This is a genomic window from Streptomyces sp. NPDC088246, assembly GCF_044741025.1.
Taxonomy (GTDB): Bacteria; Actinomycetota; Actinomycetes; order Streptomycetales; family Streptomycetaceae; genus Streptomyces.
Window position 1 is genome coordinate 137,990 of the sequence record NZ_JBIURV010000010.1, and the last position, 15,674, is coordinate 153,663.

Annotated in this window: 11 protein-coding genes; 9 read left to right on the top strand and 2 right to left on the bottom strand. The window is 70.7% G+C overall.

What is annotated here, in order from left to right:
• Positions 1-3: 3 nt before the first annotated feature.
• Positions 4-1,443, bottom strand: a complete 1,440-nt coding sequence (locus tag ACIPEK_RS16435; RefSeq protein ID WP_401996172.1) for a rhodanese-like domain-containing protein — start codon at positions 1,441-1,443, stop codon at positions 4-6.
• Between the two features lie 227 nt (positions 1,444-1,670).
• Between ACIPEK_RS16435 and ACIPEK_RS16440 the strand changes: the two genes are divergently transcribed.
• From ACIPEK_RS16440 to ACIPEK_RS16480, 9 genes are all read left to right on the top strand, one after another.
• Positions 1,671-4,355: a beta-N-acetylglucosaminidase domain-containing protein gene (locus ACIPEK_RS16440; RefSeq protein ID WP_401996175.1), complete on the top strand. Its 2,685-nt coding sequence runs from the start codon at positions 1,671-1,673 to the stop codon at positions 4,353-4,355.
• A 225-nt stretch (positions 4,356-4,580) separates the two neighbouring features.
• Positions 4,581-5,549, top strand: a complete 969-nt coding sequence (locus ACIPEK_RS16445) for an NADPH:quinone oxidoreductase family protein (protein WP_401996178.1) — start codon at positions 4,581-4,583, stop codon at positions 5,547-5,549.
• On the top strand, positions 5,546-6,733 hold the full coding sequence (locus ACIPEK_RS16450; RefSeq protein ID WP_401996181.1) for an acyl-CoA dehydrogenase family protein: 1,188 nt from the start codon (positions 5,546-5,548) through the stop codon (positions 6,731-6,733). Before ACIPEK_RS16445 ends, ACIPEK_RS16450 begins: the two co-directional genes overlap by 4 nt.
• Positions 6,730-7,860 carry an acyl-CoA dehydrogenase family protein gene (locus ACIPEK_RS16455; RefSeq protein ID WP_401996184.1) on the top strand — a complete coding sequence of 377 codons (1,131 nt, stop codon included), beginning with the start codon at positions 6,730-6,732 and terminating at the stop codon, positions 7,858-7,860. The genes ACIPEK_RS16450 and ACIPEK_RS16455 overlap by 4 nt, the downstream gene beginning before the upstream one ends.
• Before the next feature lie 174 nt (positions 7,861-8,034).
• Complete coding sequence (locus ACIPEK_RS16460; RefSeq protein WP_401996187.1) at positions 8,035-9,639, top strand: ABC transporter substrate-binding protein; 1,605 nt, start codon at positions 8,035-8,037, stop codon at positions 9,637-9,639.
• A 23-nt stretch (positions 9,640-9,662) separates the two neighbouring features.
• The gene (locus ACIPEK_RS16465) at positions 9,663-10,628 is read left to right on the top strand and encodes an ABC transporter permease (RefSeq protein WP_383074207.1); all 966 of its coding nucleotides are present in this window, start codon (positions 9,663-9,665) and stop codon (positions 10,626-10,628) included.
• Complete coding sequence (locus ACIPEK_RS16470) at positions 10,621-11,478, top strand: ABC transporter permease (RefSeq protein ID WP_401996190.1); 858 nt, start codon at positions 10,621-10,623, stop codon at positions 11,476-11,478. The genes ACIPEK_RS16465 and ACIPEK_RS16470 overlap by 8 nt, the downstream gene beginning before the upstream one ends.
• A gap of 62 nt (positions 11,479-11,540) precedes the next feature.
• Entirely contained in the window at positions 11,541-12,458 is a 918-nt protein-coding gene (locus ACIPEK_RS16475) for an ABC transporter ATP-binding protein (RefSeq protein ID WP_401996398.1), read from the top strand.
• Positions 12,451-13,143, top strand: a complete 693-nt coding sequence (locus tag ACIPEK_RS16480; RefSeq protein ID WP_401996193.1) for an ABC transporter ATP-binding protein — start codon at positions 12,451-12,453, stop codon at positions 13,141-13,143. Before ACIPEK_RS16475 ends, ACIPEK_RS16480 begins: the two co-directional genes overlap by 8 nt.
• A gap of 225 nt (positions 13,144-13,368) precedes the next feature.
• Here the strand turns inward: ACIPEK_RS16480 and helR are convergent, their stop codons facing one another.
• Positions 13,369-15,516, bottom strand: a complete 2,148-nt coding sequence (helR, locus tag ACIPEK_RS16485; RefSeq protein WP_401996196.1) for an RNA polymerase recycling motor ATPase HelR — start codon at positions 15,514-15,516, stop codon at positions 13,369-13,371.
• Between the last annotated feature and the right edge of the window lie 158 nt (positions 15,517-15,674).

A 15,674-nucleotide genomic window follows, 5' to 3' on the forward strand; every position in this document is an offset into this window, starting at 1 on the left:
CGGTCAGGCTGCGGAAGCCGGGGAAGCCGGGGAAGCCGGGGAAGCCGGGGAAGCCGGGGAAGCCGGGACGGTCGGGGAAGCCGGGACGGTCGGGCTCAGACCAGCCTGTACCGCCGCACCGAAACCGTCGTCGACGGCCACCACCTCCCGTCCTGCCGCATCCAGCAGTGACGCCGCGATCGCCGCCCGCATCCCGCCAGCGCAGTGCACCCACACGACGCCCGGCGGCACTTCGTCCAGCCGCCGGGGCAATTCGTGGACGGGAATGTGCACCGCCCCCGTGATGGCACCGCCGCTGTGCTCGGCGTCCCTGCGCACATCGAGAACCACCAGGTCCTCGCCGCGCGCCCGGGCAGCCGCCAGACCTGCGAAGTCTGACCTGCGGAACGACCGCAGCTCTGCCGGCTCGTGTACCCAGTCCTCGGGATCGCCGATGGCCGCGGCCACCGGCCGGCCCATGCCGACGCGGGACAGCTCCCGCTGCGCATGCGCGACATCGGCGGCCGTGCCCGCCAGCAGGGTGACGGGCTTCCCCCGAGGGATCAGCCAGGCCAGATACGTCGCGAGCTGTCCCTCGCCCTCGAAGTTGAACGATCCGGCGACATGGCCCTCGGCGAACGCCACCCGGCTGCGCAGATCCACCACCCACTCGCCCGCGGCCAGCCGCCGGGAGATCTCCTCGGCATCGGCCGCGCCGGGCGGGGTCAGATCGATCGGATCAGGGCCCGCCGCATTGGCCGGCCCCATGTGCGCGTAGTAGGCGGGTACGTCGTCCAGACCGGCGAGCAGTTCGGCGACGAAGGTGTCCACGTCCTTGACCAGCGCGTCGTTCCGCTTCCGCTCGTCGCCGACGGTCGTGGCTGTTCCCTCGGCCTGCGAGGAGGAACAGAAGCTGCCGAAGCCGTGCGTCGGCAGAACAGGAACGGCGTCTTCGAGCTCGGCGGCGAGCCGGTGTGCGGAGGCGTGCTGGGCGCGGGCCAGTTCGGCGGTGAGCCGCGGCTCCACCAGATCGGGCCGGCCCACACTGCCGATCAGCAGTGAGCCGCCGGTGAAGGCGGCGACGGGGTGACCGTCCTCCTCCAGCACATAGGACGTGTGGTGCGGGGTGTGCCCGGGAGTGGCGAGCGCGCGGAGGGTGAGCCCGTCGTCGACCGGTGCCGTGTCACCGTCGGCCACCGGAACCCGGCTGAAGGAGACCTCCGCGGCGGCGGGCACCAGGTACCGCGCCCCGGTGACACGCGCCAGCTCCAGGCCACCGGTCACATAGTCGTTGTGCAGATGCGTCTCCACGACCAGGGCGATCTGCACACTGCGCCGGGCGGCCGCGGTGATGACCCGGTCGATGTCGCGCGGCGGATCCACGACCACGGCGGCCCGCTGCCCGCCCGCCAGATAACTGCGGTTGCCGAGGCCCGCTGTCTCCATGGTGTCGACGAAGAACACGACACGGCTCCTTCTGTTCGGTTTACCCCAGGGGGTATCTGTTGGTCAGAATAGCATTGATACCCCAGGGGGTATTTCGGGAGCGAAGGAGACGTGGGTAACGCCGATAAAAGCCCAGGTCCACGTGTTGATGTTGTCCAGACCATTGACATGCAAGCGACACGATGTTGAATTCGGTGTTGTTGTGTTGTGCGACTCCGGTGACTTGAGTGATCAATGGAGGACCAGTGACGCCTCGCCCACCCCGTTTCACCGCGCTAGGCACGGCGGCGACCCTGCTCGCCGGCGGTCTGCTGACCGTTGTGCCGCCCGCCCAGGCAGCCGACAGCACCCGACCCGCCACTCCGGCGAAGGCCGCGGTGGGTCAGCGGACCCCCGTCATCACGCCGACCCCGCAGTCCGTGAAGAGTCGATCCGACCGGATCGCCATCAGCCTCACCGTCACCCTGGTGGCGGGCGCAACTTCCGACGAACCATCCCTCAAGGTGGTGGAGACCGCGCTGCGCCGGGCCGGTGCACAGCGCGTCGTACGCAGCGACAGACCCGGCAGGAGCGGGCTCACCGTCCATGTCGGTGACTCCGCCGCGCTCGCCGCCCAGCACCTCGACGGCCCGTCCGCGCTGCCCGCCGACGGCTATGTCCTCGGCATCGGCGCCGGTCGCATCGTCCTCGCCGGCAAGGACACCACCGGCACGTACTACGCCGCGCAGACCCTGCGTCAGGTCCTGCCGCAGGCGAAGCATCCGGGTGCAGAGGTCGCCGGACTTGCGGTACGCGACTGGCCCGGCACCGCGCTGCGCGGCGTCATCGAGGGCTTCTACGGCACCCCGTGGTCGCACGAGGCCAGGCTCGACCAGCTCGACTACTACGGCGAGCACAAGATGAACATCTATGTGTACTCGCCGAAGGACGACCCGTATCTCCGTGCGAAGTGGCGCGACGCCTACCCCGCCGACCGGTTGGCCCAGATCAAGGAGCTCACCGACCGGGCCGTCCAGCGGCATGTGGAGTTCACGTACGCGCTCTCGCCCGGCCTCTCCGTCTGTTACAGCTCGGACGCCGACGCCAAGGCGCTGGTCGACAAGTTCCAGACGATCTGGGACATCGGCGTACGGACCTTCGCGGTGCCGCTCGACGACATCAGCTACACCAACTGGAACTGTGCTGAGGACAAGGCGAAGTGGGGGACCGGCGGCGGTGCGGCAGGCGCGGCGCAGGCCTATCTGCTCAACCGGGTCAACAAGGAGTTCATCTCCACCCACCCGGGCGCCCAGCCGCTCCAGATGGTCCCGACCGAGTACTACGACGTCTCCGCGTCGCCGTACAAGAAGGCGCTGTCCGAGCAGCTCGACCCCGATGTCCTCGTCGAATGGACCGGTGTCGGTGTCGTCGCGCCGACCATGACCGTCGCACAGGCCGACGCCGCCCGCACGGTCTTCAACCACCCGATCCTGACGTGGGACAACTACCCGGTCAACGACTATGCGACCAACCGGCTGCTGCTCGGCCCGTTCAACGGACGGGAGAAGGGGCTGCCCGGCAGGCTGGCCGGGATCACCGCAAACCCGATGATCCAGCCGTACGCCTCGAAGATCGCGCTCCATACCGTTTCCGACTACGCCTGGAACGACGCCGCGTACGACCCCCGCGCCTCATGGGGCGCGGGGCTGAAGGAGTATGCGGGCGGCGACCCCCGCACGGAGAAGGCGCTGCGGGCGTTCGCCGACGTCAACTACAGCTCGGCACTCAACAAGGACCAGGCCCCCGAACTGGCGGCGGAATTCGCCGGTTACTGGAAGTCCGGTGACACCGCCCGGCTTTCCTCGGTGCTCGGTGCGCTCGGCTCTGCGCCCGACCGATTGCGCAGCAGCCTCCCGGACCGCGGCTTCATCGCCGACTCCGGCCCCTGGCTGGATGCGACCGAGTCCTGGGCGACCGCCGCCCGCACTGCCCTGCGCATGGTCGAGGCGGCCCGAGCCGGAAAGGGAGCGCAGGCCTGGGAGCTCCGGCAGCAGCTGCCCGCACAGGTCACCGCGGCGAAGTCCTTCACGTACACCGGCCTCGACGGCCGCAAGGTGCCGGTCGCCGTCGGCGACGGGGTACTGGACCGGTTCATCGACGCGGCGAACGCCGAGCACGACCGGATCCTCGGGGTGAGCGGGCGGCCCTCGGCATCGACCAGCCTGGGCACGTACCAGAGCAACACGCTCGCGCGGATGCTGGACCGCGACGACTCCACCTACTTCTGGAGCGACGGTGCCCCCGCCGCAGGTGACCAGATCACCGTGGACCTGGGCCGGGCGCGGGACATCGGCGACATCACCCTCGCCATGGCCAAGCCGGGCAGTACCGACGACTACCTCCACGAAGGGGTGCTCGAGTACTCGGCCGACGGGCAGAGCTGGCAGCAGCTCACCGCCTTCTCCGGAAAGCCGGAGGTCACCGCGGCCGTGCCCGCCGGAACGAAGGCCCGCTATGTGCGGGCACGGGCGACCGCGGGCCAGGACAACTGGCTCGTCGTACGGGAGTTCAGCGTCGTGACCGAGGACGGGGCGGTGACCGGCGGGCCGCCCGCCGCGACCGGATCCTCGCTGCGGGCGGCGTCCGACCAAGACCCCGGCACCGTCTACCGGGCCGCTCGCGCTCCGGAGGCCGGGGAGTCGCTGGAGGTGGGGCTCGTCGCCGCACGTCCCGTGCGGTCCGTCACCGTCCTGCGGCCGACCGGGTCGGCGGGCCGAGCCGACATCCAGCTGCGGGGCACAGACGGAACGTGGCAGACCGTCGGCGCGCTCGCCGGCCCGTACACCGAGGTATCCACCGCGGGCCGTACGGCCGACGCGGTACGCCTGGTCTGGAGCGCGGGGTCGGCGGCGCCGCAGATCGCCGAAGTGGTGGTGGCCGGCCAGGACTGAGGTCTGACGGGCACGGTGCGGGCGGGATCGCGCCGTCCACCTCCCGGCCAGGCCCGTGGACCCGTCCCACGCCAGGTCCGGCCCGAACTCCTTCGGGCCGGACCTGGCACATCCATGTTCGCCTCAGGCCGAAACCGGCACCGGCAGGTTGTTCCCAGAGGGGCAAGCGACCGCTTAGTATGCGCCGGAGCAGTGGTAATGCCGACAGTGTTGTGGAGGCCCCTCATGCAGGCATGGCGAGTGCACCGGAACGGCGAGCCGAGCGAGGTGATGCGGCTCGAAGAGACCGACCGGCCCACAAGCGGCGCCGGGCAGGTGCTCATCGAGGTGCTCGCGGCGAACATCAACTTCCCCGACGTGCTGCTCTGCCGCGGCCAGTACCAGGTGCGGCCGCCGCTGCCGTTCACACCCGGGGTGGAGATCTGCGGCAGGACGGCGGACGGACGGAGGGTGCTCGCCACACCCGCCCTGCCGAACGGCGGATTCGCCGAGTACGTCGTCGCGGACGAGGCGGCCCTGCTGCCCGCCCCGGACGCCCTCGACGACGCCGAGGCCGCTGCCCTGCACATCGGCTACCAGACCGGCTGGTTCGGCCTGCACCGCAGGGCGCACCTCCAGGCGGGCGAGACCCTCCTGGTCCACGCCGCGGCCGGCGGTGTCGGCAGCGCGGCCGTCCAGCTCGGCAAGGCGGCCGGGGCCACCGTCATCGGTGTCGTCGGCGGCTCCGAGAAAGTGAAGATCGCCACAGAGCTCGGCTGCGACCTGGTCATCGACCGCCGCAGCGAGGACATCGTCGCCGCGGTCAAGGAAGCCACCGGCGGACGCGGCGCCGACGTGGTGTACGACCCGGTCGGTGGCGACGCGTACGCCAAGTCCGTGAAGTGCATCGCCTTCGAGGGCCGGGTGATCGTCGTCGGCTTCGCGAGCGGCGTCATCCCCACCCCGGCGCTGAACCACGCCCTCGTCAAGAACTACTCGGTCCTCGGACTCCACTGGGGCCTGTACAACACCAAGGACCCGGCCGCGGTCCGCGCCTGTCACGACGAACTCACCCGGCTCGCGGCTCAGGGCGTCATCAAGCCGCTGATCAGTGAGCGGGTCGAGCCGGCCGGGGCCGCGGTCGCCGTCCAGCGGGTGGCCGACGGCATCAGCACCGGCCGGATCGTCGTCCTCCCGACAGGAGCCGCCCGATGACAACCCCTGACGCGGCCGAACTCCGCCGCCGCACCCAGGACCTGCTGGCCGCACACCCCCCGGTCACCACCGACCGCACCGACTTCCTCAGGGCCCGCTTCGACGCCGGACTCGCCTGGGTGCACTACCCGGCCGGCCTCGGCGGCCTCGACGCGCCGCGCTCCCTGCAGTCCGTCGTCGACGCCGAACTCGCCGCCGCGGGCGCCCCCGACAACGATCCGCGCCGGATCGGCATCGGCCTCGGCATGGCCGCCCCCACCATCCTCGGCTATGGCACGGACGAGCAGAAGCAGCGCTTCCTGCGGCCGTTGTGGGTCGGCGAGGAGGTCTGGTGCCAGCTCTTCAGCGAACCGGGCGCCGGCTCCGACCTCGCCGCACTCGGCACCCGCGCCGTCCGCGACGGCGAGGACTGGGTGGTCGACGGACAGAAGGTCTGGACGTCCAGCGCCCATCTGGCCCGCTGGGCGATCCTCATCGCCCGCACCGACCCGGACCAGCCCAAGCACCGCGGCATCAGCTACTTCATCTGCGACATGTCCGACCCCGGCGTCGAGGTCAGGCCGCTGCGCCAGATCACCGGCGAGGCCGAGTTCAACGAGGTCTTCCTGACCGGCGTACGCATCCCGGACAGCAGGCGCCTCGGCCCGGTCGGCGAAGGCTGGAAGGTCGCCCAGACCACCCTGATGAACGAGCGGGTCTCCATCGGCGGAGCACGTATCGCGCGCGAGGGCGGCATGATCGGCCCGGTCGCCCGCACCTGGCGCGAGCGCCCCGAACTGCGCACCCACGACCTCCATCAGCGCCTGTTGACCCTCTGGGTCGAGGCAGAGGTGGCCAGGCTCACCGGCACTCGGCTGCGCCAGCAGCTCGTCGCCGGACAGCCCGGTCCCGAAGGCTCCGGCATGAAGCTCGCCTTCGCCCGCCTCAACCAGGAGATCAGCGGCCTGGAAGTCGAACTCCTCGGCCAGGAGGGTCTGTTGTACAGCGACTGGACCATGCGCCGCCCGGAGATCGTCGACTTCACCGGACGTGACGCCGGCTACCGCTACCTCCGCTCCAAGGGCAACTCCATCGAGGGCGGCACCAGCGAGGTGCTGCTCAACATCGTTGCCGAGCGCGTCCTCGGCCTGCCCGTCGAACCGCGCAACGACAAGGACGTCGCCTGGAAGGACCTGGCCCGATGACCGCACCGACCGAAGAGACCCAGGCACCCGATCTGCTGTACTCGGAGGCCGAGGACGATCTGCGGGCAGCGGTGCGTTCGCTGCTCGCCGACCGGTGCGACGCGCCGACGGTGCTCGCCCGCATCGAGTCCGACACGCTGTACGACCCGCAGCTCTGGAAGGCCCTCGCCGCCGACATCGGCACCGCCGGGCTGCTGGTGCCGGAGAAGCTGGGCGGGCAGGGTGCAGGACACCGGGAGGCCGCGGTGGTGCTGGAGGAGCTGGGCCGCAGCGTCGCCCCCACGCCGTATCTGACGAGTGCGGTCGTCGCCACCGAGACGCTCCTCGCGCTTGCGGCGCAGGACGGACCGGTCGCCGAACTCCTCGGCGACCTCGCCATCGGACGCAGGACCGCGGCCCTCGCCGTGCCGTTCTCCGCCCCGGCGCCCGACGCCGCGCAGCCGGCCGGTGTCGTGGCCGGCGCGGTGGAGGGGATGGTGACCGGCGTCGCCGACGCGGCCACGGCCGATGTGCTGCTGGTGCCGACGACCGACGGTCTGTACGCGGTGGAGACCGGCTCCGCCGCTGTCACCGTCGAGCCGCTCGTCCCGCTCGACCTGACCCGCCCGCTCGCCACCGTCAACCTCGCCAAAGCCGCCGGAACCCGCCTGGCCGACGGTGCGTCCGCAGTCTCCGCGGTGCGCCGAGGGCTGCTGGCGGGTGCTGGCCTGCTCGCCTCCGAACAGCTCGGACTCGCCGAGTGGTGCCTGACCGAGACGGTCCGCTACACCCGTGAACGACACCAGTTCAACCGGCCCGTCGGCTCGTTCCAGTCCCTCAAGCACCGCATGGCGCAGCTCTGGCTGGAGGTCGTGTCGGCCCGCGCCGCCGCGCGAAACGCCGCGGACGCCCTCGCGACCGGCAGCCCCGACACGCCGTTGGCGGTGGCCGTCGCGCAGGCGTACTGCTCGAAGGTAGCGGTCCACGCGGCGGAGGAGTGCATCCAGCTGCACGGCGGCATCGGCATGACCTGGGAGCACCCGGCGCACCTGTACCTCAAGCGCGCCAAGGCCGACTCGATCGCGTACGGCACGGCCGGACACCATCGCGAGGCCATTGCCGAACTCGTGGAACTGTCCGCGCCGTAACCGGACGCGGGGAACGGCCCGCGACACAGCGGTACTTGGGAGCGGAGGTGCGTGCTCACGCACCTCCGCTCCGCCGCTTCCCCGTCCGGCGGGGTACCGGGCATCCCTTTACCTGTTGTTTAATTGCGACTGACTCGCAATAACAGTCGATCTTCAATAAGGGATGTGCAGAGTATGACGGCCCGATCGATACGGGGAGCGGTCGCCGCGACACTGGCGACCGTGCTGTCGTTGACCGCGGCAGCCTGTTCACAACCGGGTGGCTCGGACGGCAGCAACTCCGGTTCGGGGGCCGGGGACTCGGCGGTGGTCGGTATCGCCTACGAGCCCGACAGCCTCAGCCCGCTCCTCGGCTACGGCAAGGACGGCAACTCCAAGATCTTCGACGGGCTGCTCGCCCTCGACGGGAACATGAAGTTGCGGCCCGCGCTCGCCACCGCCCTGCCCGAGGTGAGCGACGACGGACTGACGTACACGTACAAGCTCCGCCGCGGCGTGAAGTTCAGCGACGGGAAGCCGTTCGGCGCCGAGGACGTCGTCTTCACCTACCGCACCATCCTGGACGAGAAGACCAACAACGCGTCCCGGACCGAACTCGACGCGGTGAAGAGCGTCGAAGCGACCGGCGACGACACCGTCGTCTTCACGCTCAAGTACCCCTACGCGCCCTTCGCCCAGCGCACCGTCCTGCCCATCGCCCCCGAGCACGTCGCGGGCAGGCAGGACGTCAACACCGGCGCCTTCACCACCCACCCCATCGGCACCGGACCGTACGTTCTCACCAAGTGGTCCAAGGGCGAGAAGCTGAGCTTCAAGGCCAACGCCGACTACTGGGGCGGCGCACCGAAGGTGAAGAAGTTCACCATGGCGATCATCAAGGACGACGACGTCCGCGCCACCCGGCTGCGCTCCGGCGAGCTCGACGGCGCGATCCTGCCGCCCAACCTGGCCAAGGGTTTCGCCCGCGACAGCGGCACGCGCACGTACGCCGCCACCACGTACGACTACCGCACCGTGACCCTGCCCACCCACAACAAGGTCGCGGGTGATACCGCGATCCGGCGCGCTCTCGATGTCGCCGTCGACCGGCAGGCCATGGTCGACTCCATACTCAACGGCGAGGGCAGGGCCGCCTACGGCCCCGTCCCCACCGACAGCGAGTGGTTCGCCAAGGGCACCGAACGCACCCACGACCTCGACGCCGCGAAGAAGATCCTCGACGACGCCGGGTGGAAGCCCGGCAAGGACGGCATCCGCGCCAAGGACGGCGTACGCGCCGCGTTCCCGCTCTGGTACCTCACCGGCGACAAGCTCCGCCAGGACCACGCACTCGCCTACGCCTCCGATGCCAAGAAGGCCGGCATCGACATCACCACCGAGGCCGGCACCTGGGAGGTCATCGAGCCCCGGATGGAGCAGGACGCGGTCCTCGCAGGCGGCGGATCGCCCGCCGACCCCGACTTCGACCAGTACACCCTGCTGAAGTCCTCGCTCGCGGGCGACGGCTTCAACAACATGGCGTGGTACGACAACAAGGCCGTGGACCAGGCCCTCGAAGCGGGCCGCAGGAGCGGTGACACGGCCGAGCGCAAGGCCGCCTACGACACCGTCCAGCGCGAACTGGTGAAGAACCCCGGCTACACCTTCCTCACCCACATCGACCATCTCTACGTCGTGAAGGACCGTTTCGGCGCGCTCACCACCCAGGTGGAACCGCACGACCACGGTCTGGCATCCGGCCCGTGGTGGAACGTCGAGGACTGGACGCCGAAGAAGTGAACCACCGCCTCCCCTGGGGGCCGATGGGCAGGATGGCGGGACGGCGGGCGCTGCTCGCCGTCCCCGTCCTGGCCGCCGTGACGTTCGGTGTCTTCGCCGTCGCCGCCGCCTCCCCCTTCGACCCGGTCAAGGCGTACGCGGGCACCGCCGGTCTCACCGCCTCGCAGGAGAACCTCGATCAGCTGCGGGTCAACCTCGGCGTCGACCAGCCCCTGGTGACCCGCTGGTGGAACTGGCTGACCTCCGCGCTGAGCGGCGACCTCGGCGACTCCAGCGTGATGCGCCAGCCGGTCGCCGATGTCATCGGCGAACGCCTGGGCTGGTCCGTGCTGCTTGCCGCGAGCGCTTTCGCCGTCGCCGTCGTCCTGGGTACGGGCCTCGGCGTGCTGGCCGCACGCAGGCCCGGCGGCCTGCTCGACCGGTGCGTCAGCTCCGCCGCGTACACGCTCGAAGCCGCACCGGCCTTCTGGCTCGGCCTGCTCGCCATCTGGTTCTTCGCCCTGAAACTCGATGTGCTCCCGGCCGGCGGCCTCACCGACGCGGCCAGCGACACGGTCACCCTCGGCCAGGTCGCCACCCATCTGGTGCTCCCGGCGGCCGTGCTCGGGATCTCCCAGCTGCCGTGGTTCTTCCTCTACGTGCGCCAGGGCGTCGCCGACGCACTGGACGAGGACCCGGTGCGCGGCGCACGCGCCCGTGGACTGCGCGAACGCACCGTGCTGCTCGGCCACGCACTGCGCTCCGGGATGCTGCCGATGCTCACCCTCATCGGCTCCCGCGTCCCCGAACTCATCACCGGCGCCCTGCTCGTCGAGACGGTCTTCAGCTGGCCGGGCATCGCCGCGGCCACCGTGCAGGCCGCCACCTCCGTCGACTTCCCGCTGCTCGCGGCGCTCACGGTGCTCGCCACCGCGGCGGTCGTCCTCGGCAACCTCCTCTCCGATCTGCTGTACGCGATCGCCGACCCGAGGGTGGGCTTCGATGGCTGAACTCGTCCTCGGGCCCGCCCGCCGCACGACCCGCCGTATCCGCGTGGTCAGCTCCGCCGGGATCGTCGCCGCGGTGCTGCTCGCGGTACTCCTCGTACCGCCGCTGGTCCAGCTCGACCAGCAGGCCGTCGACCTCGCGGCCAAACTCCGACCACCCTCCTGGCAGCACCCGTTCGGCACCGACGACGTCGGCCGTGACCTGCTGCTGCGCTGTGTCTACGGGCTCCGCATATCACTGCTCGTCGGCATCGTCGCCGGGCTCACCGCCACTGTCATCGGGACCGCCGTCGGTGCGCTCGCCGCCGCGTTCGGGGGCTGGACCGACCGGATCGTCATGCGGCTCGTGGACACCTTCTCGTCCGTACCGCATCTGCTGCTCGGCATTTTCATCGTCGCCATGTTCCGGCCCGGCGTCGGCCCCGTGATCGTGTCCGTCGCCCTCACCCACTGGCTCTCTACGGCCCGGATCGTCCGCTCCGAAGTGCTGTCGCTGCGCTCGCGCCCGTTCATCGACGCGGCGATCTCCGGCGGCGCCTCGCGCGGGCGGGTCGTCGTCCGGCATCTGCTGCCCGCAGTGCTTCCGCAGGCGGGCCTCGCCGCGGTGCTCATGGTGCCGCACGCCATGTGGCACGAGTCCGCGCTCTCCTTCCTGGGGCTCGGACTCCCCACCCACCAGGCGAGCCTCGGCAATCTCGTGCAGACGGCGCGCGGTTCGCTGCTCGCCGGGGACTGGTGGCCGACGCTCTTCCCCGGCCTGTTCCTGATCATCCCGACACTCGCTCTGGCGGGCCTCGCCGGCGCCTGGCGGGAACGGATCAACCCGCGTCGCCGATCGGAGCTGATGCTGTGAAGCCCACCCCGGACCCGCAGACCCCGGTCCTCTCCGTCCGCGGGCTCTCCGTCCGCTTCCGGATGCGCGGCGGGCGGCACATCGCGGCCGTCAGCGACGCACGCTTCGACCTCGCGGCGGGGGAGTGCCTGGCCCTGGTCGGCGAGAGCGGCTGCGGCAAATCCGTACTCGCCTCAGCGCTGCTGGGGCTGCTGCCCGGCAATGCACGGACCGGGGGTTCGGCGGTGCTCGGTGACGGGACCGATCTCCTCACCGCCGATGAACGGACCCTCGCCCGCACGGTACGAGGCCGCCGCATCGGACTCGTGCCGCAGAGCCCCGCAGCCCACCTCACCCCGGTCCGAACGGTGCGCGCCCAACTGGAGGAGACCCTCCGTGAACTGACCGGCATCCGAAAGCCCGCGCTGCGCGCCGCGGCGGAGCAAGCCGCCGCGCGCGCCGCCTTCCCGGCCGGCCACCTGGACCGGTATCCGCACGAGCTCTCCGGCGGTCTCGCCCAGCGCGCCGCGACCGCGCTCGCTCTGATCGGCGACGCACCCCTCCTCCTGGCCGACGAGCCGACCACCGGACTCGACCGCGACCTGGTCGAGCGAACCGTCGACGAACTGCGCCGCCACACCGATGGGGGCAGGTCGCTGCTGATCATCACCCACGATCTATCGGCGGCCGAGCGGATCGCCGACCGGGTCGCCGTGATGTACGCGGGCCGCATCGTCGAACTCGCCGACGCCGACCGGTTCTTCGGAGAGCCGGGACCACGCCATCCGTACGCGCGCGGCCTCCTCGACGCCCTGCCGGAACGCGCCTTCGCCCCCATCCCAGGAATGCCGCCGGAGCTCGGAGCCCTCCCCGACGGGTGCGCGTTCGCGGCCCGCTGCAGCCGCGCCGACGACCGGTGCTCCGTACCACCCCCGTTCGACGGCCGCCTCGCCTGCCACCACGGTGTGCCGGCAGGCGCGGAGGAGTCCGCCCATGCTTGAACTCACCCGCATCACCGCCGGATACGACCCCCGCGACCCCGTCGTCCGCGATGCATCCCTGACGATCGCGCCGGGGGAGTCCGTCGGACTGCTCGGCCCGAGCGGCTGCGGCAAATCCACCCTGGCCAAGGTCGCCGCCCTGCTGCATCGCCCGGACGCGGGCACGGTCGTACTCGACGGCCGGCCGGTACGGGGCTGGCGGCACCGCGCCCCGCGGGCGCAGCGCACCGCGGTCGGCGTCGTCTTCCAGCAGCCCCGGCTCTCGGCCGACCCCCGGCTCAGCCTGCGCGAACTCATAGCCCAGCCGCTGCGTGCGACCGGCCGGCGCACGGAGGTGACGGACCGGGTGGCCGAGCTGGCACCGGCCGTCGGTCTCACGGCCGAACTGCTGAACCGGCGTCCCCACGAGGTGAGCGACGGCCAGTTGCAGCGCGCCTGCCTGGCCAGGGCGCTGGTCCTGCGGCCGCGCTGGCTGATCTGTGACGAGATGACCGCGATGCTTGACGCGTCGACCACCGCCGCTCTGGTGTCGGTGGTCGAGGCCTACCGACGCGAGTCCGGGACCGGGCTGCTGGCCGTCGGCCACGACCGGGTGCTGCTGGAACGCTGGTGCGACCGTACAGTCGGCTGGCAGGAAATCTCCGGGCGCGTCGCGACGCAGGAGTCCACGAGTCCGACCGGATGAGGCCCATGCCCTTCGCGCACTCGACGATGGGGGTCCTGGGGCAAGTACGTGACGAGGTGTCGCGTCGGCGGCATCCGGCTGACCACCCTTGCCGAATTGGGGGACACGCCGGAACATCGCCGCACCTTGTACGAGTTGAACAAGGAGTGTGCCGCAGACATTCCGGAGCGGGGCGAGTTCTGCTGGTATGCAGGTGGAGCCGATCAGCGGCGCGTCCGGCCGACGTCAGGAGTTCGTGAGGATGACGAGTTGCCGGGTCGCTCGGGTCATCGCGACATAGCGGTCGACCGCTCCTTCGATGCCCTTGCCGAACGTCTCCGGGGCGATGAGGACGACCAGGTCGAACTCGAGCCCTTTCGACAGCTCCGGGGTCAGCGACCGGACGCGGGACGTCGCCCGGAATGTGGGGTCGCCGATGACGCAGGCGATCCCGTCGGCATGTGCGGCGAGCCAGGTGTCGAGGACCGAGCTCAGATCCGAAGCGGATCCGTGTACGACGGGGACGTCGCTGCTGCGGATGGAGGTCGGCACGTTGGCGTCCGGGAGCACGGCCCGGATGACCGGCTCGGCTTCCGCCATGATTTCCTCCGGCGTCCGGTAGTTGATGCTCAGAGAAGCCAGATTGATCCGGTCGAGCCCGATCCGCTCGAGCCGCTCCTGCCACGACTCCGTGAACCCGTGCCTGGCCTGGGCACGATCCCCGACGATGGTGAAGCTCCGGGAGGGGCACCGGAGCAGCAACATCTGCCACTCTGCGTCGGTCAGTTCCTGAGCCTCGTCCACGACGATGTGCGCGAACGGGCCGGCGAGCTGGTCCGGTTCGGTACCGGGGGATGCGGTCCCGTCGACCAGTGTGTCCTGAATATCCTGTCCGCGCAGCATCGTCACCGCACCTTCACCGTCGTCATCGGCCTCGAGCAGGGCGTCGATGACGTGGGCCATGTGCTCGCGTTCGGCGGCGACAGAGGCGTTGTGCCGACGCTTACGTAGCGACGTCTCCGGGTCGCCGACCCGCTGCCGTGCTGCGTCCAGGATCGGCAGGTCGGACACCGTCCAGGCCTGGGCGTCCACGCGCTGCAGCTGCGACACGTCGTCGGGGCTGAGCCAGGGAGCGCACTTCCGCAGGTAGGCGGGTACCGACCACAGGTCTCCGACGAGGTCGGCCGCTTCGAGCAGCGGCCACGCCCGGTCGAAGGCCGTGAGCAGCTCCCTGTTCTGCAGAAGCGACTCGCGGAGCAGGTCGGCCGAGGCGTCGCCGTCGTGCTTGTCCACCAGGATCGTGAGCAGCTCCTCCCAGACCTGGTCGCGCGCCTCGTTGTGCGGAGCACCGGGTCCTGCTGATTCGAACGCCACGGCCCAATCGTCGGCGCTCAGCCAGATGTCGGACCACTGGGTCGTGATCGTCATCCCCGTGGTGGGCGGCTCCTCGTAGAACCTGACGGCCGTCTCGATCGCCTTCACCAGGTTCGCGGACGACTTCAGCAGGGCCACGTGCGGGTCGGCCTCGATCGTTGCTGCGGCTCCCTCGGCGACGAGGTCCCGCAGGGTGCAGGTCTGTACGCCCTCCTCTCCGAGGCTGGGGAGGACATCGGCGACGTAGCCCAGGTAGGGCTGGTGCGGACCGACGAACAGCACGCCGCCCCGGCCGTGACCGAGGCGAGGGTCGGAGTAGAGAAGGTAGGCGGAGCGGTGCAGAGCGACGACGGTCTTCCCCGTACCCGGACCGCCGTCGACGACGAGAGCGCCGCGGGATCCCGCGCGGATGATGGCGTCCTGGTCGGCCTGGATGGTGCCGAGCACGTCTCGCATCCGCGGTGACCGGTTGCCGCCCAGGCCGGCGATGAAGGCGGACTGGTCGTCGAGTGCGGCGTGCCCGGCAAACCTGTCCGCGGCGAACACCTCGTCCCAGTAGTCGCTGATCCGGCCGCGGGTCCAGCGATACCTGCGGCGGCTTGCCAGCCCCATCGGGTTGCCGTGGGTGGCTCCGAAGAACGGCTCAGCCGCGGGGGAGCGCCAGTCGAGCAGCAGCCGACGACCCGCGCTGTCCGTCAGGCCAAGTCGTCCGACGTACACGGGCTCGGGGCTGTCCGCGCCGGCCATGTGTCCGAGGCACAGGTCCAGACCGAAGCGACGCAGTGCGCGCAGGCGAGTGGTCAGCCGGTGGATCTCCATGTCCCGGTCCATCGCCTGCCGGCCGATGCCGCCGGGCGCCCTGCGCTCGGCATCGAGGCGGTCGGACAGGTCGGCGATCGACTGCTCGAGGCACTCCGCGATGGCCGCGAAGTGCTGCTCATCGCCCGCGATCAGCGTCGGGTCGGCCTTGGGGGAGAGGCGGTCGGGAAGGTCGAACGCGCGGGTGGTCAGGGGGTTCACGTCATCAGCTCCGAATAGAGGCCGCTTGCAACCATTGCGCGCAGCAAGGCGTCGGGACCGGCGGGACGAACACGGTGGCCATGGCGAGCAGCGCTCCGCCCGACATGGACCCCGTGGCCGTTGCCGGTTCAGGTCGCCAGGGTTTGTAGGTTCTCGTG

Coding starts and splice junctions, on each gene's coding strand:
- ACIPEK_RS16445 (WP_401996178.1), top strand. CDS start 4,581: ATGCAGGCATGGCGAGTGCACCGGAACGGCGAGCCGAGCGAGGTGATG.
- ACIPEK_RS16450 (WP_401996181.1), top strand. CDS start 5,546: ATGACAACCCCTGACGCGGCCGAACTCCGCCGCCGCACCCAGGACCTG.
- ACIPEK_RS16455 (WP_401996184.1), top strand. CDS start 6,730: ATGACCGCACCGACCGAAGAGACCCAGGCACCCGATCTGCTGTACTCG.
- ACIPEK_RS16460 (WP_401996187.1), top strand. CDS start 8,035: ATGACGGCCCGATCGATACGGGGAGCGGTCGCCGCGACACTGGCGACC.
- ACIPEK_RS16465 (WP_383074207.1), top strand. CDS start 9,663: ATGGGCAGGATGGCGGGACGGCGGGCGCTGCTCGCCGTCCCCGTCCTG.
- ACIPEK_RS16470 (WP_401996190.1), top strand. CDS start 10,621: ATGGCTGAACTCGTCCTCGGGCCCGCCCGCCGCACGACCCGCCGTATC.
- ACIPEK_RS16475 (WP_401996398.1), top strand. CDS start 11,541: ATGCGCGGCGGGCGGCACATCGCGGCCGTCAGCGACGCACGCTTCGAC.
- ACIPEK_RS16480 (WP_401996193.1), top strand. CDS start 12,451: ATGCTTGAACTCACCCGCATCACCGCCGGATACGACCCCCGCGACCCC.